This window comes from Collinsella sp. LCP21S3_A3 (assembly GCF_052118905.1).
GTDB lineage: Bacteria > Actinomycetota > Coriobacteriia > Coriobacteriales > Coriobacteriaceae > Collinsella.
Window position 1 is genome coordinate 41,678 of record NZ_JBQKGH010000004.1, and the last position, 22,809, is coordinate 64,486.

General features: G+C 60.4%; 24 protein-coding genes. 23 read left to right on the forward strand and 1 reads right to left on the reverse strand.

Annotated features, from left to right (window positions below; translation table 11 throughout):
* From ACTQ0H_RS03160 to ACTQ0H_RS03230, 15 genes are all read left to right on the forward strand, one after another.
* Nucleotides 1-1,032 carry a rod shape-determining protein gene (locus ACTQ0H_RS03160; RefSeq protein WP_006236061.1) on the forward strand — a complete coding sequence of 344 codons (1,032 nt, stop codon included), beginning with the start codon at nt 1-3 and terminating at the stop codon, nt 1,030-1,032.
* A 78-nt stretch (nt 1,033-1,110) separates the two neighbouring features.
* On the forward strand, nt 1,111-2,052 hold the full coding sequence (gene mreC, locus ACTQ0H_RS03165) for a rod shape-determining protein MreC (protein ID WP_154516181.1): 942 nt from the start codon (nt 1,111-1,113) through the stop codon (nt 2,050-2,052).
* 12 nt (nt 2,053-2,064) lie between these two features.
* On the forward strand, nt 2,065-2,631 hold the full coding sequence (locus ACTQ0H_RS03170; protein ID WP_441537885.1) for a hypothetical protein: 567 nt from the start codon (nt 2,065-2,067) through the stop codon (nt 2,629-2,631).
* Between the two features lie 13 nt (nt 2,632-2,644).
* Nucleotides 2,645-4,714, forward strand: a complete 2,070-nt coding sequence (gene mrdA / locus ACTQ0H_RS03175; RefSeq protein WP_441537884.1) for a penicillin-binding protein 2 — start codon at nt 2,645-2,647, stop codon at nt 4,712-4,714.
* Between the two features lie 9 nt (nt 4,715-4,723).
* Nucleotides 4,724-5,950, forward strand: coding sequence for an FtsW/RodA/SpoVE family cell cycle protein (locus ACTQ0H_RS03180; RefSeq protein ID WP_154516190.1), 1,227 nt, complete (start codon nt 4,724-4,726; stop codon nt 5,948-5,950).
* Between the two features lie 18 nt (nt 5,951-5,968).
* A complete protein-coding gene (locus ACTQ0H_RS03185; RefSeq protein ID WP_441031136.1) occupies nt 5,969-6,898 on the forward strand; it encodes a YcjF family protein in 930 nt (309 codons plus the stop codon).
* Nucleotides 6,899-6,907: 9 nt separating this feature from the next.
* A complete protein-coding gene (locus tag ACTQ0H_RS03190; protein ID WP_441537883.1) occupies nt 6,908-8,785 on the forward strand; it encodes a TIGR03960 family B12-binding radical SAM protein in 1,878 nt (625 codons plus the stop codon).
* Nucleotides 8,782-9,594: a TIGR03936 family radical SAM-associated protein gene (locus ACTQ0H_RS03195; protein WP_441537882.1), complete on the forward strand. Its 813-nt coding sequence runs from the start codon at nt 8,782-8,784 to the stop codon at nt 9,592-9,594. Before ACTQ0H_RS03190 ends, ACTQ0H_RS03195 begins: the two co-directional genes overlap by 4 nt.
* A gap of 67 nt (nt 9,595-9,661) precedes the next feature.
* Nucleotides 9,662-10,036, forward strand: a complete 375-nt coding sequence (gene rplU / locus ACTQ0H_RS03200) for a 50S ribosomal protein L21 (protein WP_035138585.1) — start codon at nt 9,662-9,664, stop codon at nt 10,034-10,036.
* 33 nt (nt 10,037-10,069) lie between these two features.
* The gene (gene rpmA, locus ACTQ0H_RS03205; protein ID WP_154516202.1) at nt 10,070-10,327 is read left to right on the forward strand and encodes a 50S ribosomal protein L27; all 258 of its coding nucleotides are present in this window, start codon (nt 10,070-10,072) and stop codon (nt 10,325-10,327) included.
* Nucleotides 10,328-10,413: 86 nt separating this feature from the next.
* Nucleotides 10,414-11,880: a GTPase ObgE gene (gene obgE / locus ACTQ0H_RS03210; RefSeq protein ID WP_441537881.1), complete on the forward strand. Its 1,467-nt coding sequence runs from the start codon at nt 10,414-10,416 to the stop codon at nt 11,878-11,880.
* A 3-nt stretch (nt 11,881-11,883) separates the two neighbouring features.
* Nucleotides 11,884-12,561, forward strand: a complete 678-nt coding sequence (nadD, locus tag ACTQ0H_RS03215) for a nicotinate-nucleotide adenylyltransferase (RefSeq protein WP_441537880.1) — start codon at nt 11,884-11,886, stop codon at nt 12,559-12,561.
* Between the two features lie 87 nt (nt 12,562-12,648).
* A complete protein-coding gene (gene yqeK / locus ACTQ0H_RS03220; protein WP_427718844.1) occupies nt 12,649-13,182 on the forward strand; it encodes a bis(5'-nucleosyl)-tetraphosphatase (symmetrical) YqeK in 534 nt (177 codons plus the stop codon).
* 28 nt (nt 13,183-13,210) lie between these two features.
* Nucleotides 13,211-13,666 carry a ribosome silencing factor gene (gene rsfS / locus ACTQ0H_RS03225; RefSeq protein WP_427726898.1) on the forward strand — a complete coding sequence of 152 codons (456 nt, stop codon included), beginning with the start codon at nt 13,211-13,213 and terminating at the stop codon, nt 13,664-13,666.
* Nucleotides 13,667-13,895: 229 nt separating this feature from the next.
* The gene (locus ACTQ0H_RS03230; RefSeq protein ID WP_441537879.1) at nt 13,896-14,645 is read left to right on the forward strand and encodes a transposase; all 750 of its coding nucleotides are present in this window, start codon (nt 13,896-13,898) and stop codon (nt 14,643-14,645) included.
* Nucleotides 14,646-14,873: 228 nt separating this feature from the next.
* On the opposite strand, the gene dinB is transcribed toward ACTQ0H_RS03230, so the two are convergent.
* A complete protein-coding gene (dinB, locus tag ACTQ0H_RS03235) occupies nt 14,874-16,130 on the reverse strand; it encodes a DNA polymerase IV (RefSeq protein WP_427717584.1) in 1,257 nt (418 codons plus the stop codon).
* Between the two features lie 201 nt (nt 16,131-16,331).
* Between dinB and rpsP the strand changes: the two genes are divergently transcribed.
* From rpsP to ACTQ0H_RS03275, 8 genes are read left to right on the forward strand one after another with little or no spacing between them, the layout of a single operon-like run.
* Nucleotides 16,332-16,682, forward strand: a complete 351-nt coding sequence (gene rpsP, locus ACTQ0H_RS03240; RefSeq protein WP_427717582.1) for a 30S ribosomal protein S16 — start codon at nt 16,332-16,334, stop codon at nt 16,680-16,682.
* 42 nt (nt 16,683-16,724) lie between these two features.
* The gene (locus tag ACTQ0H_RS03245; protein ID WP_154516529.1) at nt 16,725-16,970 is read left to right on the forward strand and encodes a KH domain-containing protein; all 246 of its coding nucleotides are present in this window, start codon (nt 16,725-16,727) and stop codon (nt 16,968-16,970) included.
* Between the two features lie 34 nt (nt 16,971-17,004).
* Nucleotides 17,005-17,496, forward strand: coding sequence for a ribosome maturation factor RimM (gene rimM, locus ACTQ0H_RS03250; RefSeq protein ID WP_427717603.1), 492 nt, complete (start codon nt 17,005-17,007; stop codon nt 17,494-17,496).
* Nucleotides 17,497-17,506: 10 nt separating this feature from the next.
* On the forward strand, nt 17,507-18,265 hold the full coding sequence (gene trmD / locus ACTQ0H_RS03255; RefSeq protein WP_441547810.1) for a tRNA (guanosine(37)-N1)-methyltransferase TrmD: 759 nt from the start codon (nt 17,507-17,509) through the stop codon (nt 18,263-18,265).
* Nucleotides 18,266-18,267: 2 nt separating this feature from the next.
* Nucleotides 18,268-18,831, forward strand: a complete 564-nt coding sequence (lepB, locus tag ACTQ0H_RS03260) for a signal peptidase I (protein ID WP_441537878.1) — start codon at nt 18,268-18,270, stop codon at nt 18,829-18,831.
* A gap of 59 nt (nt 18,832-18,890) precedes the next feature.
* A complete protein-coding gene (locus tag ACTQ0H_RS03265) occupies nt 18,891-19,802 on the forward strand; it encodes a glycine--tRNA ligase subunit alpha (RefSeq protein ID WP_006236091.1) in 912 nt (303 codons plus the stop codon).
* A 3-nt stretch (nt 19,803-19,805) separates the two neighbouring features.
* Nucleotides 19,806-21,902 (forward strand): glycine--tRNA ligase subunit beta, encoded by a 2,097-nt coding sequence (gene glyS / locus ACTQ0H_RS03270; protein WP_441537877.1) that lies wholly within the window; start codon nt 19,806-19,808, stop codon nt 21,900-21,902.
* A 34-nt stretch (nt 21,903-21,936) separates the two neighbouring features.
* The gene (locus tag ACTQ0H_RS03275) at nt 21,937-22,806 is read left to right on the forward strand and encodes a pyruvate, water dikinase regulatory protein (RefSeq protein WP_441537876.1); all 870 of its coding nucleotides are present in this window, start codon (nt 21,937-21,939) and stop codon (nt 22,804-22,806) included.
* The last annotated feature ends 3 nt before the right edge of the window (nt 22,807-22,809 follow it).

Genomic DNA, 22,809 nt, shown 5'->3' on the forward strand with positions numbered 1-22,809 from the left:
ATGGACATGTTTTTCGGTAGCTATGCGGGCGATCTAGCCATCGACCTCGGCACCGCCAATACGCTTGTCTCTGTGCGCGGCAAGGGCATTGTCATTCGCGAGCCTTCCGTCGTCGCCATCGACAAAAACGACGAGCGCATTCTTGCAGTCGGTATCGAGGCCAAGCGTATGCTTGGCCGTACGCCCGGCAACATTGTGGCCGTGCGTCCTCTTAAGGATGGCGTCATCGCCGACTTCGATGTCACCGAGGCCATGCTTCGCTACTTTATCGATAAGGCTTCCGAGAAGCGCTATCCGTGGACCCCTCGTCCGCGCGTCGTCGTATGCGTTCCCTCTGGTGTCACGTCGGTCGAGAAGCGCGCCGTTTTTGAGGCTACGATCCAGGCTGGCGCTCGCCAGGCCTATCTGATCGAGGAGCCCATGGCCGCGGCTATCGGTGCTGACTTGCCTGTCGAGGAGCCGACTGGCTCCATGGTCATCGATATCGGTGGCGGCACCACCGAGGTTGCCGTTATCGCCATGGGCGGTATCGTCGTGTCGCAGTCCATCCGCATTGCCGGCGACGAGTTCGATCAGGCTATCCTCACGCATGTTCGCGATGCCTACAATTTGGCCATCGGCGAGCGTACGGCCGAGGACATTAAGATTAAGGTCGGCTCTGCCGTGCCGCTCAAGGACGAGCTTGACGTCGAGGTCAATGGCCGCGACGTGATCACGGGCCTGCCCAAGACCGTGCGCATCGAGAGCGAGGAGATTCGTCGTGCGCTCAATAAGCCGCTCGACGAGATGGCCAAGGCCGTCAAGGACGCACTCGACGCCACACCGCCCGATCTTGCCTCGGACCTTATGTACTACGGCATTCTGCTGACCGGTGGCGGAGCGTTGCTGCGCGGCCTCGACGTGCGCCTGCGCGACGAGACGGGCGTTTCGGTCAACGTGAGCCCCACGGCGCTCGACAACGTCGTAAACGGTTGTGCCCGCGTGCTCGAGGCCAACGCGTTTGACGGCGGTTTCGTCCAGACCAATGCTTAATTTCCAAAAGGTGGATTCCATTTGGCACGATCTTCGGGTTTCTCTTCAAATCTGAATACCAAACGACAATCAACGGGTATGCGCCCGTTGATTGTTTTCAGCCTGATTTCTGTGTTGCTGCTCACGTTTTACATTCGAGAGGGCGAGGCCGGGCCGATACATGCCGTGCGTTCGGGCGTCACGACAATCACCTCTCCGGTGCGTTTCGTTGGCTCGGCGGTGGCGGCGCCATTCAATGCCATCGGCAACGTGTTCTCCAACCTCACCGCTTCGCAGGAGTCGCTCGACGACCTTAAGAAGCAAAACGAGGTCCTCACTTCCAAGGTCGCGGAGCTTTCCGAGGCCCAAAAGACCGCTGAGCGCCTTGAGGGTCTTGTGGGCCTGCAGTCGACCTATAACCTCAAGTCCACTGCGGCTCGTATTGTCGGAGCCTCGGGTGACGCCTGGACGTCGACCGTCACCATCGATAAGGGTTCTGCCGACGGGCTTACCATCAACATGCCCGTGACGAGCTCGGCCGGCGTCATCGGCCAGATTATCGAGGTTTCGGCCAAGACATCGACCGTGCGCCTGATTGGAGACGAGAACTCTGGTGTGTCCGCCATGGTGCAGGACACGCGCGCACAAGGCATGCTACAGGGCCAGCCCGATGGCACGTTGCGTCTTGAGTACGTGAGCGTCGACTCCGATGTTAAGGTGGGCGATATCATCGTGACCTCGGGCATCGGTGGCGTGTTCCCCAAGGGACTGCCGCTCGGCACCGTGTCTTCGGTCGAGAAGTCGGCTAACGACGTGTACTACACCATTGTGGTGCGTGCGCAGACCACGGCCGAAAATAACGAGGAAGTGCTCGTCATCACCTCGCTCACCGACGAGCAGTCGGCTTCGGACGATGATGTGAGCTCGGCCAATAGTGCCCCGCAGGGCTCGTCGCGCGATGCTGCGACTCAGTCTAAGGACGAGAAATCGGATGATGATTCCGACACGGCCGAAGCGTCCGATTCTGGATCGAGCGAATAGGGAGGCATGTCCATGGATCTACACGAGCAGGGGACTGGCTCCCGTGCCTTTGCAATCGCCGCTATCGTCTGCGTGCTGCTGCAGGCGGGACTGGCACCGCAAATCTCCATCGCGGGCGGCCGCGTCAACTTTATGATCATCTTGGTGTGTCTGAGCGTGTTTTCGGGCGACCCTACGCGTGCCGTCGTGTGCGGCTTTTGCAGCGGTCTGTTTTACGACCTTTCCGCCGCCGTGCCGGTGGGCGTTATGTCGATGCTGCTGACCGTGGGCAGTTTTGCTTTGGTGCACAGCGCGGCTGGTCAGACGGGCGGCTCGCCGAGCGCGCGCGGCATTACCGTGGGCGCCTTTGCGCTTGCCATCAACGTGGTCTACAGCATCATCTTGCTGTTTATGGGTCTGGAGACGAGCTTTGTGGTGGCCATCTTTGGGCACGCTCTGCCGTCCTCGATCCTGACGGGCTTGATTGCCATTCCGTTTTTGATGTCCGGTGCCGCTCCGCAGTCTGGCTATGGGTTCTCCGCACGCGGTGGGCGTCAGACGGGCATGCGCTTTAAGCCCAAGACCCGTAAGCTCAAATAGGGGAGGCCTCAAGATGTCTTCCCAGTTGACGGTTGTTGTCGCCGGTATCGCGCTGGTCGTGGCCATTGTGGTCGCGCTGGTCATCATGCGCCGCGGCGACTCCCGCTTTACCTACGACACACAGCACGGAACGGCCCCGCGCGCCACCGAGGGCGAGGGCAATACGGCCGCCACGGCCTTCAAGGGCCGCTTCTCCATCCTCACCACGGGCGTGGGTGCCATGTTTGCCGCGCTTGCCGTTAAGCTGTGGGGCATGCAGATGGTCTCGTCGGACTACTACGACAAGCAGGCCAAGAGCAATCAGACCCGAACCGTTACCACGCCGGCCGTGCGTGGCCGCATCTTGGACCGCAACGGCGTCGCACTGGTGCAAAACCGCCCCTCGCTCGCCGTCGTCGCCTATCGCGATCTTGCCGACGACAAGGTGCTGGTGCGTCATCTTGCCAACGTGCTCGGCATGCCGTATGTCGCGGTGCTGCGCAACATCCAGGACAATTCCGAGGGCGCGCAGAGCCTGCATACGATCGCGACTGACGTGCGCCGCTCTACCGTCGCCTACATTCAGGAGCACGCCGGTGAGTTTCCCGGCGTGAAGATCGCCGAGCGCACCGAGCGCCAGTACCCGTATGGCGAGACCGCCTGCCATATTTTGGGCTATACCGGCACCATTACCTCCGAGCAGCTCGAGGCGCAGAACAAGAAGTCGTCGGACGGCAACGAAAGCGCGGCTGGCCAGATCTCGTATCAATCGGGCGATATTGTGGGTCAGGCGGGCGTAGAGATTTACTACGAAAATCTGCTGCAGGGCATTCGCGGTGAGCAGACCGTGAAAGTTGACGCCTCGGGTAACGTTACCGGTCAAGCCGGCGCCGTTCCCGCCAAGGCCGGTTCTGACATTAAGCTTACGCTCGATCTTAAGATTCAACAGGCCTGCGAGACGGCTCTGGCGAATGCCATTGAGCTTGCCAAGACTGCGGGTCATAGCAATGCCGGCAACGGTGCCGTGGTGTGCCTTGACCCCAACAACGGCGAGATCTTGGGCATGGCAAGCGAACCCAAGTTTGATCCTTCTGTCTTTATCGGCGGCGTTTCCAATGACGTTTGGACCGAGCTTAACGATGACGAGGGCTCGCATCCGCTGCTCAACCGCGCCATTAGCGGCCAGTACATGTCCGCCTCGACCATCAAACCCCTCTCGGCGTTGGCTGGCCTCGAATTTGGCACGTACACTTCGAGTCAAACGACCAACTGCACGGGATATTGGACCGGCTTGGGCAAATCTTGGGGAAAGTACTGCTGGCTGCACTCCGGCCACGGCACGATGACGCTGCAGTCCGGTATCGCCAACTCCTGCGACCCCGTGTTCTACGATATGGGCAAGGCCTTTTTCTACAACGACCAGCATCCCGAAGGCCTGCAAGAGGTCTTTCGCCGTTGGGGCCTGGGCAAGACCTGCGGCATCGACCTGCCGAGTGAGGGTGCGGGCCGCATTCCCGATGCAGAGTGGAAAGAGTCGTACTTTACCGACGCCTCGGCCGAGGACCGCAAGTGGAATGCCGGCGATATGACCAACATCGCCATCGGCCAGGGCGACATTCTGGTGACACCGCTGCAGATGGCCTGCGCCTACATGGGTATTGCCAACGGCGGCAAACAGTATGTGCCGCATGTGTTCTTGTCTGCTGTCTCGCGTGATGGCGACGGCGATGCCTACAAGTACAACGGCAAGGGCAAAAAGAAGCGCCTTGAGGCCCAAATTAACAACGATGCCGATCTTGCGCTGGTCCGCAACGGCATGCACGATGTGATTTACTCGGCGTCGACTTCGACCGCCGCGCACTTTAACTCCCTGACCCCTACGGTCTACGGCAAGTCCGGCACGGGCGAGAAGAGCGGCGAGGACGATTACGCGTGGTTTTGCGCCTACGCGCCGGCCGATGACCCCAAGTACGTGATCGCCACTGTCTTGGAACAGGGCGGTGGCGGCTCCGATACCGCGCTGCACGTTGTGCGCGATGTCCTCGGTGCGATTTATGACGAGCCCGACACGTCGACGGCCACGGGCGATTCCTCGGTTCGATAGGAGGTTGCGATGGACTTTTCGCCGGCGGACCTGTTCCGCTCAACCAAAACCGGCTCTCGCAGCAGCCTGGACCGCGTCAACAAGCAGATTTCCGCATCGCGCGGAACGTTTCGCCAAAAGGTGCACGTCGGCGTGCTGTTGGCGACTGTGGCGCTCGTCACCTATGGCGCCATTATTATTTGGTCCGCCTCGCAGTTTAAAGCCGACGCCTCGTTCTCGCGTCACCTGCTGGGTATCGGTATTGGCGCGGTGCTGGCGGTGCTCGTCTGGCGCACCGACCTGCGCGGCATTTCCAACTTTTCGACGGCCCTGCTCGTCATCGATCTCATCGTGATCTTCTCGCCTAAGATTCCGGGCCTGTCCTACACGGGCGGCTTGGGAATGACGGGTTGGATCAAGATTCCCGGTATCGGTTTAACATTCCAGCCCGTTGAGCTTGCCAAGCTCATCACCATCTTCTTTATGGCCACGCTTGGCTCGCAGTACAACGGGCGCATCGATACCGCTCGCGACTACATTAAGCTCTGCGGCATGCTGTCCGTTCCGTTTTTGGCCGTCGTCGCCATGGGCGATTTGGGCTCGGGTCTGGTCGTGCTGGTGTCGGGCGCCATCGTCATCTGCATGAGCGGTGCGCGCCGCGAATGGGTGCTGTCGACTTTGGCTCTGCTCGTGGGTTTGGTGGCGCTCGTCCTGGCGCTCGATTCGGTCTTCGATTCGCTGCTCGGTCACGATGTGCTCATTAAGCAGTACCAGATGAATCGTCTGACGGTCTTTATCGACCCCGACAACGCCGATTCGGACGATGCGTACAACCTGCAGCAGTCGTTGATCGCGGTCGGCTCGGGCGGTTTCTTTGGTAAGGGCCTGGGGCATGCGACGCAGTCGGCCGGCGGCTTTCTGCCCGAGTTCCATACCGACTTCGTCTTCGCCTTTTTGTCAGAGACGTTCGGCTTCTGCGGTTCCTTTTTGTTGCTGTGCCTGTACGTACTGCTCATCTTCTCGACGATCCGCGTTGCCTTTAAGTGCGAGTCTCTGTTTCTACGCTTGTCATGCGTGGGTATTGTCGGCATGTGGGCATTTCAGACGTTCGAGAACATCGGCATGTGCATTGGCATGATGCCGATTACCGGTATTCCGCTGCCGTTCATTAGCTTTGGTTCGTCCTCGATGATGATCCAGTTGTTGACGGTGGGTATCGTACAATCCATATGGCGGCATCGTTCGGGCGCCGCGTAACCGCTGGAGGGATTTGCCATGAAGATTCCCGTGGAAAAGCTGACTCGCGCTTTTAAAATGGGCGCGACCACCAAGAGGGATTCCGATACGCCGGTGCGCGTTTCGGTCTACCTGGATTCGACTGCCTCGCGTTTTTTGGTCGAGACGGTGCGCGATGCCTTTGTGCCGCAGACGACCTCGGGTATTGTGCGCGTTGAGCGCCTGGGTGAGGAGCGTATCGTCCCCAAGACCGATACCGACGTGGTGCTGGTGCTTTCGTGCGGTTCCGACCGCCTTGAGAGCGCCGTGCAGGAGCTCGTCATTGCCGGCGCTCCCGTGTGCGTGCTGGCCGAGTCCGCTGTCGAGGTGCCTTTTATCCAGGAGTCCACGCCCATGCTCGGCGTGGTAGCGGCCACCGATAAGACGTATCTGCTCGAGACACTCGCCCGCTGGATCCTGGACCGTACGGAAAAGGAGACGGCCTTTGCGGCGAACTTTGCCTTTATGCGCATCGCCGCCGCCAACCGCATCATCACCTCGTGCGCGCTTACCAATATGGCGACGGGCGCGCTGGTGTTTTTGCCGGGGGCCGATTATCCCGTTATGGCGCTGGCGCAGGTTGGCATGCTCTTTGAGCTTGCGGCTATCTTTGGGCGCGGCATTAAGCCCGAGCGCGGCTATGAGGTCGCGGGCGTGCTTGCCGGCGGCTTGGTAATGCGCGCCGTCACTCGCGCCCTGGTAAAGCAGACGCCGCATATCGGCTTTGCCGTCAAGGCACTCTCCGCCGCCGTCGGCACCTATGGCATGGGTCGTGCGCTCGTGTCTCTCTACGAGCGCGATATCGACTACAGCCGTGCCAACGAGGTGGTTGCCGCCACGTTCTCGCGCGTCCGCGACCTGGTGACCACGGTTGCCGGCGCTACCCGTCCCATGAATCCTTTTGAGGATGCATCCGATCTCGCTGCTTAGGGGTTTCTTTTGCGCGTTCCATACCAAGACTGTTTTCATTTGATCGAGCCGCTGCTCGCGAAGGTCGAAAAGCCGAGTCGCTATATCGACCACGAGTGGGGTACGCTCTCCAAGGCCGATGCCGACTATCGTTGCTGCATGATTTACCCGGACGTGTACGAGGTCGGCCTGCCCAACCAGGGTATCGCCATCCTGTACAACATCCTTAACCAGGCCGAGGGCATCTCCTGTGAGCGCGGTTATGTGCCGTGGCCCGATATGGGCGATGCCATGCGCGAGGCCGGTATCCCGCTGCTGTCGCTCGAGGGCGCAGCGCCCGTGGCCTCGTTTGATATCGTCGGTATGCATGTGCCGCACGAGATGGCCGTGACAAACTTTCTCGAGGCGCTCGACCTCGCCGGCATTCCGCTGCTGGCTGCTGACCGCACCGAGGACGATCCCATCGTCGTCGCCGGCGGACCTTCGGTTTATAACCCCGAGCCGTATGCGGCCTTCTTTGATGCCATCCTGATTGGCGAGGGTGAGGAGTCGCTGCTCGAGATCTGCCAGTTACATCGCCGCCTGCGTGACGAGGGCGTCCCGCGCGCCCAGATTGTCGAGCGGCTCGCGAGCGTCTCCGGTACCTACGTGCCGTCGCTGTACGAGGTGCGCTATGACGAACCCTGCTCACCGCACGGCTATACCGTGCCGCGTGAGGGCAAAGACGTGCCGCCGGTGGTCTACAAGCGCGTCGTTGAGGACTTTGGCGCTACCAATCCATTGTCGCAGTCGTGCGTGCCCTATGCGCAGCTCGTTCACGATCGCCTGTCTATCGAGATCCTGCGCGGCTGCGCTCGCGGTTGCCGTTTTTGCCAGGCCGGCATGACGTATCGCCCGGTGCGCGAGCGTTCGGCAGACCAGATTGTGTCCTCGGTGATCCAGGGCCTGGAAAAGACCGGCTATGACGAGGTGTCGCTTACCTCGCTTTCGACCACCGACCACTCCTGCATCCGCGACGTGCTTGGCAGGCTCAACCGCCGCCTGGAAGATACGGGCATTCGCGTGTCCATTCCCTCGCAGCGCCTGGATTCGTTTGGCGTGGATATGGCCGAGTCGGTCGCCGGCGAAAAGAAGGGCGGCCTGACGTTTGCCCCCGAGGCCGGCAGTCAGCGTATGCGCGACATCATCAACAAGAACGTGACCGAGGAGGACGTGGACCGCGCGGCCAAGGCGGCCTTCGAGGCCGGCTGGAACCGCATGAAGCTCTACTTTATGATGGGTCTTCCCGGTGAGCGCGATGAGGATATCGTGGCCATCGCCAACCTGGCCGACCATGTGCTGGAGCTCGGCCGCTCCGTGGTACCCAAGGCGCGCCGCGGCTCCATCTCGGTGTCCATCTCGGTGTCGGTGTTTATCCCCAAGGCCGCCACGCCTTTCCAGTGGTGCCCGCAGCTCGATTACGACGATGTCAAACGCCGCCAGAAGCTCCTCATTACGAGCGTTCGCAACCGTGCGGTCCGCGTGCACTACCACGATGCCGAGACCTCGCTTATCGAGGCGGCGCTGTCTCGTGCAGGCCGCGACATGACGCCTGTCATCATCGATGCCTGGCGTGCCGGTTCGCGTTTTGACGCCTGGGTAGAGCATTTCTCGCTCGATAACTGGAAGGAGGCCGCGGCCAAAAACGGCATCGACCTCAACGAGCTCGTGCACCTGCCCTACGAGCTGGACTGGCACCTGCCCTGGGAGCACGTGAGCCCCGGTTGCTCGCGCGGCTTCCTCGAGCGCGAATACCGTCGCTCGCTGGAGGGTGTCACGACGCCCGACTGCACCCGCACGTCGTGCACCGGCTGCGGAATCTGCCCCACGCTCCACGCCAAGAACGTATTGGTGGGTGATCGCGCATGAGTGAGCGCTTGACCGACAACCCCACGCTCTTTAGGCTGCGCGTTCGCTACGGCAAGCGCGATCGTCTCAAGTACCTGGGCCATTTGGAACTAATCCATACCATTGAGCGTATCGTGCGTCGCGCGGGCCTGCCTTATGCTGTCACGCAGGGCTTCTCGCCGCATATGCGTGTGGGCTTTTCGTCGGCGCTGCCCGTGGGCACGTCGTCGACCTGCGAGTGGTATGACCTGTTTATGACCGAGTTCGTCGCGCTCGACGAGGCCTTTGGGCGACTGGCCGCGGCATCTCCGGCCGATTTGGCGCCCATCGAGGCTGCATACATCGACGTGCGCACGCCGGCGCTCACGGCCCAGCTCACGCGCCTGTCGTACCGCATCGACCTGCACCTGGACCCTGAGGCGCCGGTCGCCGTCGACGAGGTGCGTCGCGCAATCGACACGTTGCGTGCGGGCCACGGCATCGACTATGCGCGCGGCAAAAAGAGCAAGCGCCTGGACTTGGACCATACGCTCGTGGGTTACGAGCTTAAGGCGGGGGAGCGCCCGGACCATCTGGTGCTCATACTCGACACCCATGCCGACAACGAGGGCTCCATGCGTCCGGAAATTTTGCTTTCTGCTGCTGATGTTTTGTTGCAGGGCTTGACCCCGGGCGTCGATGCACCTATTGTTTCCACCGGTATGCAAGACCTCGTGACCATCTGCTCCTACGATGTCGAGCGTCAGAATCAAGCATGCGAAGACGACGAGGGCCGACTCGTCAGCCCCATACCTGTGCGAACTTGTGGATTTGCTCCACATACTCGTTGACGGGGGTATTATCGCCTGCTACTATATTCGGCTGTTGCACTAACTGATGCATGAAGGGCAAGTAAACATGTACGCAATCGTTAACACGGGCGGCAAGCAGTACAAGGTCGCCACCGACGATGTCATCACCGTCGAGAAGATCGAGGGCAATGAGGGCGACAAGGTCACCCTGCCGGTCATCTTCCTCAACGATGGTAAGAAGATCGTCACCGATCCCGACAAGCTGGCCAAGGCCAAGGTTACCGCTCAGATCGTTGAGCAGTTCAAGGGCGAGAAGCAGCTGGTCTTCAAGTTCCACAAGCGTAAGCGCTATCGTCGTCTGAAGGGTCACCGTCAGCAGCTCACCAAGCTGAAGATCGTGAAGGTTCAGGCTACCTCCCGCGCCAAGAAGGCTGTCAAGGCAGAGGCTGAGGCTGTTGCCGAGGCTCCCGTCGCCGAGTAGATTACACTCGTAACGAAAGAGTAGGTATACACAATGGCACACAAAAAAGGACTCGGTTCCTCCCGTAATGGCCGTGACTCCCGCGGTCAGCGCCTTGGCACGAAGCGCTTCGCCGGCCAGACGGTAACCACGGGCACGATTCTCGTCCGTCAGCATGGCACGCACATCCACCCGGGTGCGAACGTTGGCCGTGGCAAGGACGACACGCTGTTCGCGTTGGTCGACGGTACCGTTGAGTTCCACAAGGGTATCAAGCACAGGGTCAGCGTACGCCCGCTCGCGAACGCGTAATTCACCCTTCATAGAGCACATATGTGGGAGGCACTTGAGTTTTAGGATTCAAGGGTCTCCCTCTTTTTTTGTAGGAGGCGATTCTGTTGTCACAGTTCACCGATATCAGCCGCATTAACGTTTGCGGCGGCGACGGCGGAGCCGGATGCATGTCGTTTAGGCGCGAGGCATTTGTTCCCAAGGGTGGCCCCGATGGCGGCGACGGCGGTCGTGGCGGCAATGTCGTCATCCAGGCCGATGCTCAGCTGTCTTCGCTGATCGATTACCGCTTTAAGCATCACTTCCGTGCCGAGCGCGGCACGCACGGCCAGGGCGCCCGTCGCAATGGCAAGAGCGGCGAGGACTTGATTTTGAAAGTTCCCATGGGCACCGTAGTCCGCGAACTCGATCCCGAGACGCAGACCCCGATGTTCGAGATTGCCGACCTGGTGCACGACGGCGAGCGCGTTGTCGTGGCACCCGGTGGGGCCGGCGGTCTGGGCAATACCCACTTTGTGACGTCGGTGCGCCGCGCTCCGGCTTTTGCCCAGCTGGGTGAGCCTGCCGAGGAGCACTGGATCGAGCTCGAGATGAAACTTATGGCCGATGCCGCGCTCGTGGGCTTTCCCTCGGTGGGCAAGTCCTCGCTCATTGCGCGTATGAGCGCCGCCCGTCCCAAGATCGCCGACTACCCGTTTACCACGCTTGTGCCCAACTTGGGCATGGTGCGTGCCGGCGAATATTCTTACGTCGTCGCCGACGTACCGGGTCTCATCGAGGGTGCGAGTGAAGGCAAGGGCCTGGGTCACCAGTTCCTGCGCCATATTGAGCGCACTGCTTTGATCATGCACGTTGTCGATATGACGGGCGGTTTTGAGGATCGCGACCCGGTCGAGGACTATCGCATCATTAACCGCGAACTCGAGCAGTATGGTGCCGAGCTCTCGGAGCGCCCGCAGATCGTTGTCGCCAACAAGTGCGATGCGCCGGGTACGGCCGATAAGATTGCCGACCTTAAGCGTGCAGCGCTCGACGACGGCCACATGTTTTTTGCCGTTTCTGCCGTGACGGGTGCCGGCCTCAACACCCTGATGCTTGCCGTGGGCGAGCAGGTGGCTAAGCTTCGCGCGGAGCTTGCGGTCTCTGATGAGCCGGTCGATTTGCGCGATGAGGAGTGGGAGCGTCGCCGTCTGCAGCGCGAGAAGCGCTTCCGCATTGTTGAGGAAGAGCCCGGTGCTTTCCGTGTGGTCGGCCGTGCCATCGAGCGCATGGTTATCCAGACCGACTGGGAAAACGAGGAAGCTGTCATCTATCTGCAGCATAAGTTTGCGCGCATGGGCGTTGACGACGCGCTCGAGAAGGCCGGCTGCCGTGCGGGCGACGAGGTTCGCATTTGCCAGCGCGCCTTTGACTTTGAGGGCGCCGAGGATTTCTCGGAGTTCGAGGACGAGCTCGAGGATGCTGGCGTTGAGGTTATTGACGTAGCGGCCGAGGATGCGGACGTGGCTCATGTCACCGAGGGCTCCGAAGGCGCTACCGAAGTCGACGTTATTGAGACCCCGGAGGGCGAGTAGGCCATGTCGCTGCGCGGTGGAATCGGATTGCCTGAGCTGCCCATCAAGGATGGGCACGAGTTTCGGCTTGGCATTATGGGCGGCACCTTTGACCCGATTCATTACGGGCACTTGGTTACCGCCGAGCAGGCTCGCGAGTCGCTCGACTTGGACGCTGTGCTTTTTATGCCGGCCGGCTCTCCTGCCTTTAAGCTCGACAAACCGGTGACGCCTGCCGAGGACCGTTATGCCATGACAGTCCTCGCGACTGCCGCGAACCCTGCCTTTTTGGCAAGCCGCTTCGAGATCGATCGTGCCGGTGTCACCTATACAGCCGATACGCTGCGTGCCCTTCGCGAGTTTTACCCGCCACAGGTGAAGCTTTACTTTATTACGGGTGCCGATGCGATTATCGATATTGTGACCTGGCACAATGCTGATGAGATTGCCGAACTGGCAACCTTTATCGCTGCGACACGCCCCGGCTTTGACATCGAGACGGCCCGGTCGAGGATTAAGGAATCGGGGCTGCCCTTCGATGTGCGCTATATTCAGATTCCGGCGCTGGCGATTAGCTCGACCAACATTCGCAAGCGGGTTGCCCGCGGCATGAGCGTGCGCTATCTTACGAGCGAGTCCGTGCTCGGCTATATCCGTAAACGCGGCCTGTATGCCGATCTTGGGCAAGACGATTTTGATTGACGGGGGGAAACGTTGTCGGTAGAAGATCAGTTTGAGGGCGACGAGCGCGCGCTCTTGACGCGTATCCACGAGTTGCTCGATGTGCGCATGAAGGATAAGCGTAAGCGCTACGTGCATTCGCTCGGGGTTGCCGAGACGGCGCTGCACCTAGCCGAGGTATACGGTGTCGACCGCTTTGATGCCGCTGCCGCCGGCCTGATCCATGACTGGGACAAAGTGCTCTCCGACGACGAGCTGGTCACGCGTGCTCTGCATTACGGCATTAAGATTGCCGGCTCTCCGTCTGCCGCGACGCCGCTTTTGCATGGCCCGGTTGCCGCCTATGAGCTTCCGCAGCTTTTTCCCGAGTTGTCGCCGGCGGTCTTTCAGGCTGTCGACCGTCACACCGTGGGCGCTTGCGACATGACGCCGCTCGATATGGTGGTCTTTGTGGCCGATGCCATCGAACCCAACCGCCACGGCGATTATGCCCATGCGCTGCGCAAGATGGTGGGGAAGTCCTCGCTTGACGAGTTGTTCTTCTCCTGTTTTGCGCAGGGTCTGGTCTATGTGATCCAGTCCGGGCGCTATCTTTATCCCACGGCTATTACGATTTACAACCATTACGCCCAGCTGCGCTAGCTCGGGTGCGTCTAGAAAGAGGTATTCCATGGCCGATGAGACCATGACCGACGAGCAGATTCTTGAAGGTGCGGAGCACAAGAGCTTCGTGGCCACGTCCGACCGCACTGCCGCGACGCTCTCCGCCAGCGGTGTCGCCGCCGAGGATGTCGCCCGCGCTGCCGCGCAGGCCGCCTACGACAAGAAAGGCGAGGACGTTCAGGTGCTCGACCTGACTGAGCTTTCCGATGTGTGCGACTACTTTGTCCTTGCTACCGGCACCAACAACCGCCAGGTTGATTCCATCGTCGACGAGATTGAGGAGAAAGTCGCCGAGGCTTGCGGCGAGCACCCGTTTTCCATTGAGGGCCGCGAGCAGAAGACCTGGATGCTCATGGACTACGGTTCGGTTGTCGTCCACGTCTTCACTCCCGAGGCGCGTGAGTTCTACCGCCTCGAAAAGCTCTGGGGCGATGCTCCCCAACTCTCCCTGGACCTCCTCTAGTAGCTCATTTGGGACGGGGCTTTTTTAGCTACCCTCAAGTGTTTCGCCGGGCAGTCGCGTTTTTCCGCGGCCGCCCGGCTTTCTTTTTGCCCAAAAGTAGCTAATTTGGGACGGGGCTTTTTTAGCTACTACCTACCGTTCGCCGAACATCGCGATTTATAGCTCCCAGTACGTTTTTTCTACTCTGGCTCGGGTAACGTAATTTTTATCTGTAGAGGAGGGGATGCGTATGACTCGGACTGCGCGAGAAATCTCTGTATATGGTTTTTACCATGTCGTCCAAAAGGGATGTGCCGACCAACTCATATTTGAGGATGACGAAGATCGGCTCTATCTGATTCGGCTGATTGCTTCGAAATGCCAGAAGTTTAAAGTGGATGTCATCGCGTGGTGCCTTATGGATAACCATATTCATCTTCTGCTTGACGACGAGCATGTTCATCTGAGCGATTGCATGCATTCGATTACGACGGCGTATGCCATGTATTTCAACTCAAAGACAGGCAGGAAGGGGCCTGTTTTCCAGGATCGATTTAAGAGTGTGCCGATCCTCGATGATGATCAGCTGCTCAACTGCGTGAGATACATTCACGACAATCCCGCGAAGGCGAGGATTGGGACCGCTTCGCTGTATCGATGGAGCAGCTTTCGCGAGTATATGGGATATCCGGGTATCTGCAAAACGGATTGCGTTCTTGGGTTGCTTGGTGACTCTCAGAGATTTTTTGCCTTCAGCACCTCGGGTGAGCCCAATCGCTATTGCTTCCGTGACGGCGCTCATGTGAGCGACACAGATGCGCTGGAGTTTGCGCAGGCTCTTCTTAAGCCGTACGAGCCTCATCACCTTAAGGCTTTGCCAAAGGGGGCGCACGATGCCTGCATTCGTACTTTGAAGAGCGAGGGCTTTTCGATTAAACAGATCGTTCGCCTTACGGGCATTGGACACTGCACCATACAAAAGGTCAACGTCAAAAAATAGCTCATTTTGGACGAGGTCTGTGTTGCGACCGCGTCAGGTATGGGTTGGGTAGCTAATTTGGGACGGGGCTATTTTAGCTAACCCTACAAATCGGTTGAGTTTTATTCCGGCCCCGGGTAATTCGCTGCCAGCTGAAGGGTAGCTAAAATAGCCCCGTCCCAAATTAGCTGCCCCGTACTACCCTGACAATCTAAAGTAGCTAAAAAAGCCCCGTCCCAAATTGACTACTTAGTGGGAGGAGAAGCGTGATTGGCGGCCGAAGGATAGGGCGGTGTCGCCGAACTTGTCTCGGACTGCGTCGATGGCGACGGAGAGGTCACGGCGGTCGCTGGATTGGGCTCCGCGGTCGTCGACTTCGCAAAACAGGTCGGTCTGTATGCCGCCTTGATGATTGAAGTCACTCATGCCTATGCCGGCAAGGCGTACATGCATTCCTTCCTGCCAGATGTTGTCGAGCAATTCGATCGCTACCGCCACAAAGATGTTCTCGTCGTCGGTGGGATGGGGGAGTCGTCGCTGTGCCGAGCGACCGCTGCCGTACGAGTACTTAAGTTTGAGCGTCACCGTGGCGCCGGTAAGCCCCTGGCGGCGCAGGCGACGTCCGACGGATTCGCCCAATAGTGCAATCGCCGCTTCGATGTCCCCGCGCTCGGTCAAATCTTTCGCAAAGGTGCGCTCATTGCTTACCGACTTGACCTCACGCTCTTCATCGAGGCTCGTGACTTCGGAAACCTCGAGCCCCAATGCACGCTGGCGCATGCGCTCGCCGTTAACGCCAAAAATCGCAGACAGTGTGGATTCCGGTGCGCGCGACAGCTCGCCCAGCGTGTAAATCCGCATGCGGCGCAGCCGCTCCTCGGCCGAGCGCCCGATACCGCTCATGGCAGAAACAGGTAACGGTGCCAGAAAACGCTGCTCAGTTCCCGGGCGTACGACCGTAAGCCCAAACGGCTTGTCTCGCTCGCTTGCAATCTTGGCCACCGTTTTGTTGCAACCGACGCCGATGGAGCACGTCACCCCCAGTGCCGCCACGCGATCGCTGATGCGTCGTACGACGAGCAGTGGGTCCTCGGGCGCAAAGCGGCCCGGCGTGATGTCGATAAAGGCCTCATCGATGGACACGCGCTCTACGCGCGGGGTCTCGTCGGCAAGAATATTCATGACCTGTGCGCTGACCTCGTGGTAGCGATCGAAATGCCCGTGTGTCCAAATGGCCTGCGGACAGAGGCGGCGCGCCTCGGCCGAGGGCATGGCGGAGTGCACGCCAAAGCGGCGTGCCTCGTATGAGCAGGTGGAGACGACGCCGCGAGATTCGGCGTCTCCGCCCACGATAAGCGGCTTGCCGCGCCACTCGGGATGATCGAGCATCTCCACACTCGCAAAAAACGCATCGAGATCCATCAGGCCCACCGCCGGACCCGTCCAGGGCGGCGGCGTGACGCCCGCAGTATCCTCATAACCGTATGTATGTTCGCATCTTTTCATGGCATGAGTATACCGCGCAGCTCATGTGGGGTGCGTGGATGTGCTTGCAAATCGCGAATTCTTGTCTAAGATATGGATTTGCCTTCGACTACACCGAAGAAGTTGGTCTCACGGACTTCACCTGCCCGCGTCGATGGCGTATTATGTTCAACTGTTTGTTTGTAGTTGCAGCCTAAAGCTGCTTGGTTGGAGGAGTTTCCTTTGGCAGTCAAGATTCGCCTTGCTCGTCACGGCGCTAAGAAGCGTCCGTACTACCGTGTCGTCGTCGCCGATTCCCGCGCCCCGCGTGACGGTCGTATCATCGAGGAGGTTGGCCGCTACAATCCGATGACCGCCCCCAAGACCATCAACCTCGATCTCGAGAAGATCGCCGACTGGCAGTCCAAGGGCGCTCAGCTCACCGACGCTGTCGCCGCCCTGGTCAAGGCCGCCAACGAGGGCGAGAAGACCGAGACCGTCGTCAAGAAGTCCAAGAAGCAGCTCGCCAAAGAGGCCGAGGCCGCTAAGGCTGCCGCTGAGGCCGCTGAGGCCGCTGAGGGCGCCGAGGAGTAAATCGTGCCTGAGGTTGACGCTGCACAGCTCGAGGGTGAGGCAATGCTCTCAGATCGCATCGCCGATCTCGTCGAATATCTCGTTGTTCAGATCGTCGACGACCCGGATTCCGTGAGCCTGGAAGTTATCGATGGCGACGACGCCTCAACTATTGAGGTTTCGGTCGCCGAGGATGACGTAGCTAAGGTCATTGGCCGTCGCGGCCGTACCATCAAGGCCATTCGCACGCTCGCCCGTGCACTGGCCGCTCGCCTCGACACTTCCGTCGAGGTAGAGGTTCTGGGCTAGGACCTTGAGGTCCCAGTACAAAAACATCGCCCGTGTGGTTAAGCCGCACGGAAGGAAGGGGGAGGTCCTCGCGCAGCCGCTGCGGGGGCTTCCTTCTGTATTGGAGCCGGGTATGCGCGTCGCCCTGACGCCACCGGCGCTCAAGCGTGACCGCTTTTGCACGGTTACATCCGTTACCGATACGGGCGATGGCGATTTGGTTTCGTTTGAGGGCATTGACGACTTGACGGCCGCCGAGGGCATCACGGGTTGTTTTGTTCTGGCGAACCGTGATGACTTTGAGCTCGATTCACTCGATGCCGCCTATACCGACCTTATGGGTCGCGAGGTGGTTGACGAGCGCTTTGGGTCGCTCGGAACGATCGTTGAGATTATGTCGACGCCCGCCAACGACGTTTGGGTTGTCGAGGGTGATCGGTACGGCGAGGTGCTGATTCCCGTGATCGAGCAAGTTGTGCTCGATCTTCCCGATCGGGGAGCAATATCCGTCCACGTTATGGACGGCTTGATCGATATGGACAAGTAGGGAGGACAACATGCTGATCGAGACCCTTTCGGTCTTTCCCGAGATGTTTGAGCCCGTTATGTCCGCATCGATCTTGGGCCGTGCCCGCAAGGCCGGCCTTTTTGATTTTAAGGCGTATAACCTGCGCGACTGGACGCACGATCGCCACCGTACCGTCGATGACGAGCCGTACGGCGGCGGTCAGGGTATGCTCATGAAGGTCGAGCCTATTGCCGAGGCAATCGAGGCCATCAGCTCTGAGGGCCCCAAGCCCACCGTGGTGTTCTTTACGCCCTGCGGTGAGCCTTTTACGCAGCAGGTAGCCGAGCGCCTGCTCCAAAGCGAGCGCCTGCTGTTTGTGTGCAGCCGCTACGAGGGTGTCGATGAGCGCGCGTATGCCTATGCCGACGAGCGCCTGTCGATCGGTGACTATGTGCTCACGGGCGGCGAGCTGCCTGCTATGGTCGTTGCTGACGCCGTCGTGCGTCTGATTCCCGGCGCGCTTGGTGACGAGATGAGCAACGTTGACGAATCATTCTCGACCGCCGAGGACGGAGGCCTGCTCGAGTACGCGCAGTACACCCGTCCTGCCGAGTTTAACGGCGAGGGCGTGCCTCCCGTGCTTGTAAGTGGTGACCACGCCAAGGTTGACGCCTGGCGCCGAAAGAACGCCATCGAGCGCACCTGTCGCTGGCGTCCCGATCTGATCGAGACGGCGCGCCTTACGCCCCAGGAGCGTGCGTACGCGCAGGAGATTTTGGACGCTTCGTATTCGCAGAGCGAGGAGTGAGAATGGTTCCGTCGCAGCATTCCATGCTAAAGGGTGCGTTTGAGTGGGTCGTGGTCATCGCAATCGCGCTCGTGGCCACCTTCTTGATTCGCACCTTTGTGGTCGAGCCCTTTGTGGTTCCCACCGGTTCCATGGAGTCCACGATTGAGATTGGCGACCAGATCCTGGCGCAAAAGGTGACGCTTGAGCTCGGCCAGCCTGTCAAACAGGGCGATATTGTGGTGTTCCACAACCCCGATAGCACCTCTGAGCACGATGTGCTCGTCAAGCGGGTCATCGCTACGGCCGGCCAGACGGTCAACCTGCAGGACGGCAAGGTGGTCGTTGACGGCCAAGCGCTCGACGAGGACTATACGACGGGCATGAGCTGGCCACTGTCGGTCCAGGCGCCTGGTGCTCAGGTGAGCTATCCCTACACCGTCCCCGACGGGTGCGTGTGGGTGATGGGCGACAACCGCGAGAACTCAGCCGACTCACGCTACTTTGGCCCGGTCGACCGTTCGGACCTGATCGCCGTGGCGCTCGTGCGTTACTGGCCGCTCAACCGTCTGGGCGCTATCGACTAAAAACCGCTATAGTACAGTACCTAACCGTGTAATCGTTTCGACGAGGGGATATTAGAGGCATGAACGCTTCATCGCTTTCCTTCCAAGACATCATCCTGCGCCTCCAGCAGTACTGGGGCGAGCAGGGCTGCGTCATTATGCAGCCCTATGACTCCGAGGTCGGTGCCGGTACCTTCCATACCGCGACCACGCTGCGCTCGCTCGGTCCTGCCGAGTGGCGCACCTGCTATGCGCAGCCCTGCCGCCGTCCCGCCGACGGCCGCTACGGCGAGAACCCCAACCGCATGCAGCACTACTATCAGTTCCAGGTGCTCATCAAGCCCTCGCCGGTTAATGCTCAGGAGCTTTACCTGGGGTCTCTTGCCGCCATTGGCCTGGACCCCAACGACCATGACGTCCGCTTTGTCGAGGACGACTGGGAGAGCCCGACGCTCGGCGCCTGGGGCCTTGGCTGGGAGGTCTGGCTCAATGGCATGGAGGTCACGCAGTTTACGTACTTCCAGCAGGTGGGCGGCATCGAGGTCGACCCCGTGCCCGTCGAGATCACCTACGGCCTGGAGCGCATCGCCATGTATGCCCAGGGCGTCAACTCCGTCTATGACCTGGTGTGGAGCTATTTGCCCGACGGCACGCCCATGACCTACGGTGACGTGTTCCTGGAGAACGAGCGCGAGTTTAGCGCCTACAATTTTGAGGTCGCTAACGTCGAGATGATGCGTCAGAAGTTTGACGACTACGAGGCCGAGTGCCACTCCTGTCTGGAGCGCAAGCTGCCGCTGCCCGCATACGACTGCGTCATGAAGTGCAGCCATGCCTTCAACCTGCTCGATGCCCGCGGCGCCCTGTCCGCAGTCGAGCGTGCCAACTACATCCTGCGCGTCCGCGCCGTCGCCAAGGCGTGCTGCGAGGCCTATATGGCCGAGGTCGCCGGAGTTAACGAGAATGCCGACCAGGAAGGCGAGGTGGCGTAAGCCATGGCAGACGCTAAGGATTTCCTGTTTGAGATCGGTACGGAGGAAATGCCCTCCGCACCGCTGAACAATGCCGTCAAGCAGCTTGGCGATATGATCGCCAAGGGCCTCGACGAGGCCGGCCTGGCCCATGGCGAGGTCCGCGTGATCTCGAGCCCGCGTCGTCTGGCTGCGCTCGTGACCAACGTCGCCACCGCTACCGATGAGGTCCACGAGGTCAAGCGCGGCCCTGCGGCAAACATTGCCTTCGATGCCGACGGCAACGCCACCAAGGCCGCCCAGGGCTTCGCCCGCAAGTGCGGTGTGGCTGCCGAGGACCTGATCCGTCGCGAGGACACCGACGGTCGCGAGTACGTATTCGCCGAGAAGAACATTCCCTCCGTGCCGGCTACCCCTATTCTGACGGCCCTGTGCGAGAAGACCATTGCCGGCCTGCAGTGGCCCAACTACCGCAGCCAGCGCTGGGGCCACGAGCACGCTACGTTTGTGCGTCCGGTCCGTTGGATCTGCTGCCTTCTGGGCGAGGACGTTGTGCCCGTGACGTTTGCCGATGTGACGAGCGGCAACACCACGCGCGGACATCGCGTGCTGGGCGCCGGTGACCATGTTGTCGCCAGTCCCGCCGTCTACGAGCAGGTGCTCGAGGACGCCGGCGTGCTCTCTGCCGAGCGTCGTCGTGAGGCCATCCTTGCCGGTATTGCCGAGGTCGAGGCCGCTCGCCCTGGCTGCCATGTCGACACGCCCAAGAAGGTCTTCGAGGAGGTCATTAACCTCTGCGAGTGGCCGACGGTGCTCGTCGGTACCTTCGACGAGGAGTTCCTCAAGGTCCCGCACGAGATCATCTGCGAGTCCATGCTCACCAACCAGCGCTACTTCCCGATCTATGACGGCGAGGGCAAGCTCACGCGTGAGTTCGTGGTCGTCTCCAACAGCAAGCCCGAGAATGCCGATCGTGTGATCGACGGCAACGAGCGCGTCGTGCGCGCCCGTCTGGACGATGCCAAGTTCTTCTACGAGGAGGACCTGAAGATCTCCCTCGACGAGTTCCGTGAGCGTCTGGCCAAGGTTGCCTTCCAGGAGAAGCTCGGCAGCGTGCTCGCCAAGTCCGAGCGCATTGAGCAGCTCGCGCTCGTTATTGCCCGCGAGGCCCATCTGGGCGCCCACCTCGCTGCCGATGCCGCTCGCGCCGCGCACCTGTGCAAGGCCGACCTGGTTTCCAACGCCGTCGTCGAGTTTACGAGCCAGCAGGGCGTGATGGGTGGCTATTACGCAACTGCGATGGGGGAGAACGACGAGGTCGCCCACGCCATTCGCGATCACTATCGTCCCCGCTTTGCCGGCGATGAGCTGCCCGAGGGCACCGCTGGCTGCATCGTGGCCTGTGCCGACAAGCTCGATACCATTGCCGGTATCTTTGCCATCGGTGAGCCCCCGACCGGCTCTTCCGACCCGTACGCGCTGCGTCGCGCCGCTATCGGCATTATCAACATCCTGCGCGATCGTCTGCCGATCGACCCCACGACGCTCATCGACTTTGCCCTTGAGCTCTATAGCGAGCAGGGCATCGAGTTCGACGCCGCCGAGGTCGCCCAGCAGGTCCGTGACTTCTTCCACGGCCGTCTGGTGAGCATGGCCCGCGACGAGAAGATTCCGGCGGATACCGTCGCCGCCGTCTCCGCGGTGCACATCATCGCTCCGTCCGTCTTCTTCGCCCGCTGCGCTGCGCTCGACGAGGCTCGTAAGAACGATGCCGAGACCTTCGACAACCTGGCTACTGCCTATGCCCGCGCCGCGCACATCTCCAAGCCCGAGCTGGGTATGGAGTACGATCGCAGCCTGATGGGTGAGGCCGAGCTCGCGCTTGCCGATGCCTCCGAGGCTGCTCAGACCGCTGTCGATGGCGCCCTTGCTGCCGAGGATTACCCGGCCGCATTTGCCGCCCTTGCCGCCCTGCGTGCCCCCATCGACCGCTTCTTCGACGAGGTTATGGTCATGGACAAGGACGAGCAGCTCCGCGATAATCGCCTTAAGCTGCTCAACCGCTTCGAGGCCGTTTTCTCAGGCATCGCCAACATCGGTGAGCTTGCCCGCAAAAAGTAAGCCAGCCTGCGCATAAGCGCAAAAGGAGCCCCGCATGGATTGCCCGGTCACCGCTCGTCCCACCGTTATCGTTATCTCCGACTCGCTCGGTGATACCGCTTGTGAGGTGGTGCTTGCGGCGTCCGGGCAATTTGATGAAGGGGCTTTTCGTCTCTTGCGCTTGCCCAAAGTGAACTCGGTGGAGCAGGTCAAGTCGTTTGTGGGCCCGCGCGTCGATGCGGATCATCGTGATATCGCCGTGTTCCACACTATCGTCGATCCGGCGCTTCGCGCCCGCGTGCTCGATTACCTGGCTATGCTGCATATTCGCTCTGTCGACCTGATCGGTCCGACCCTTGCCGTGCTGTCGTCGCTCATCGGTGTGCCGCCCAAGGGCGTTGCGGGCGTTATTCACAAAACGGATGACCGCTATTTCCACCGCATTGGGGCTATGGAGTATTTCGTTGAGCACGATGACGGGCGCGGTTGCGACGACCTTTCGGGGGCCGATATCGTGCTGCTGGGCGTGTCGCGTACGTCCAAAACGCCGCTGTCGATGTATTTGGCCTATCAGGGTTACAAGGTCGCAAACGTTCCGCTGGCGCACGGCATGGAGCCGCCGAAGTCGATTTACGAGGTCGACCCGATGCGCCTGTTCGGCCTGATTTCGACCGTTGACGTAATTTCTGAGATTCGCGACAGCCGCTTGGGCGATGACTACGCCCGCGCCGTCGCCGGCTCCTATGCCGAGCCCGAGAGTGTGCGCAGCGAGCTTGAGGAAGCCCGTGCCCTCATGAAGCGCCTAGGCTGCTTTGTGGTGCGTACCGACGGTAAGGCGATTGAGGAGAGTGCATCCGAGATCATCGGTCATTTGGAGGAAATCCAAGAAGCTCGAGCCCGTCGTGCCGCTCGCCGCGCTCAATAAAAG

Excerpts from the sequence above, each read along its gene's own strand:
- ACTQ0H_RS03195 (WP_441537882.1), top strand. The coding sequence starts at position 8,782 with ATGAGTGAGCGCTTGACCGACAACCCCACGCTCTTTAGGCTGCGCGTT.
- lepB (WP_441537878.1), top strand. The coding sequence starts at position 18,268 with ATGGTTCCGTCGCAGCATTCCATGCTAAAGGGTGCGTTTGAGTGGGTC.
- mreC (WP_154516181.1), top strand. The coding sequence starts at position 1,111 with ATGCGCCCGTTGATTGTTTTCAGCCTGATTTCTGTGTTGCTGCTCACG.
- ACTQ0H_RS03275 (WP_441537876.1), top strand. The coding sequence starts at position 21,937 with ATGGATTGCCCGGTCACCGCTCGTCCCACCGTTATCGTTATCTCCGAC.
- rpmA (WP_154516202.1), top strand. The coding sequence starts at position 10,070 with ATGGCACACAAAAAAGGACTCGGTTCCTCCCGTAATGGCCGTGACTCC.
- glyS (WP_441537877.1), top strand. The coding sequence starts at position 19,806 with ATGGCAGACGCTAAGGATTTCCTGTTTGAGATCGGTACGGAGGAAATG.
- rsfS (WP_427726898.1), top strand. The coding sequence starts at position 13,211 with ATGGCCGATGAGACCATGACCGACGAGCAGATTCTTGAAGGTGCGGAG.
- ACTQ0H_RS03185 (WP_441031136.1), top strand. The coding sequence starts at position 5,969 with ATGAAGATTCCCGTGGAAAAGCTGACTCGCGCTTTTAAAATGGGCGCG.
- mrdA (WP_441537884.1), top strand. The coding sequence starts at position 2,645 with ATGTCTTCCCAGTTGACGGTTGTTGTCGCCGGTATCGCGCTGGTCGTG.
- yqeK (WP_427718844.1), top strand. The coding sequence starts at position 12,649 with ATGAAGGATAAGCGTAAGCGCTACGTGCATTCGCTCGGGGTTGCCGAG.
- dinB (WP_427717584.1), bottom strand. The coding sequence starts at position 16,130 with ATGAAAAGATGCGAACATACATACGGTTATGAGGATACTGCGGGCGTC.
- ACTQ0H_RS03265 (WP_006236091.1), top strand. The coding sequence starts at position 18,891 with ATGAACGCTTCATCGCTTTCCTTCCAAGACATCATCCTGCGCCTCCAG.
- ACTQ0H_RS03160 (WP_006236061.1), top strand. The coding sequence starts at position 1 with ATGGACATGTTTTTCGGTAGCTATGCGGGCGATCTAGCCATCGACCTC.
- trmD (WP_441547810.1), top strand. The coding sequence starts at position 17,507 with ATGCTGATCGAGACCCTTTCGGTCTTTCCCGAGATGTTTGAGCCCGTT.
- nadD (WP_441537880.1), top strand. The coding sequence starts at position 11,884 with ATGTCGCTGCGCGGTGGAATCGGATTGCCTGAGCTGCCCATCAAGGAT.
- ACTQ0H_RS03230 (WP_441537879.1), top strand. The coding sequence starts at position 13,896 with ATGACTCGGACTGCGCGAGAAATCTCTGTATATGGTTTTTACCATGTC.
- ACTQ0H_RS03180 (WP_154516190.1), top strand. The coding sequence starts at position 4,724 with ATGGACTTTTCGCCGGCGGACCTGTTCCGCTCAACCAAAACCGGCTCT.
- ACTQ0H_RS03170 (WP_441537885.1), top strand. The coding sequence starts at position 2,065 with ATGGATCTACACGAGCAGGGGACTGGCTCCCGTGCCTTTGCAATCGCC.
- ACTQ0H_RS03245 (WP_154516529.1), top strand. The coding sequence starts at position 16,725 with ATGCTCTCAGATCGCATCGCCGATCTCGTCGAATATCTCGTTGTTCAG.
- rplU (WP_035138585.1), top strand. The coding sequence starts at position 9,662 with ATGTACGCAATCGTTAACACGGGCGGCAAGCAGTACAAGGTCGCCACC.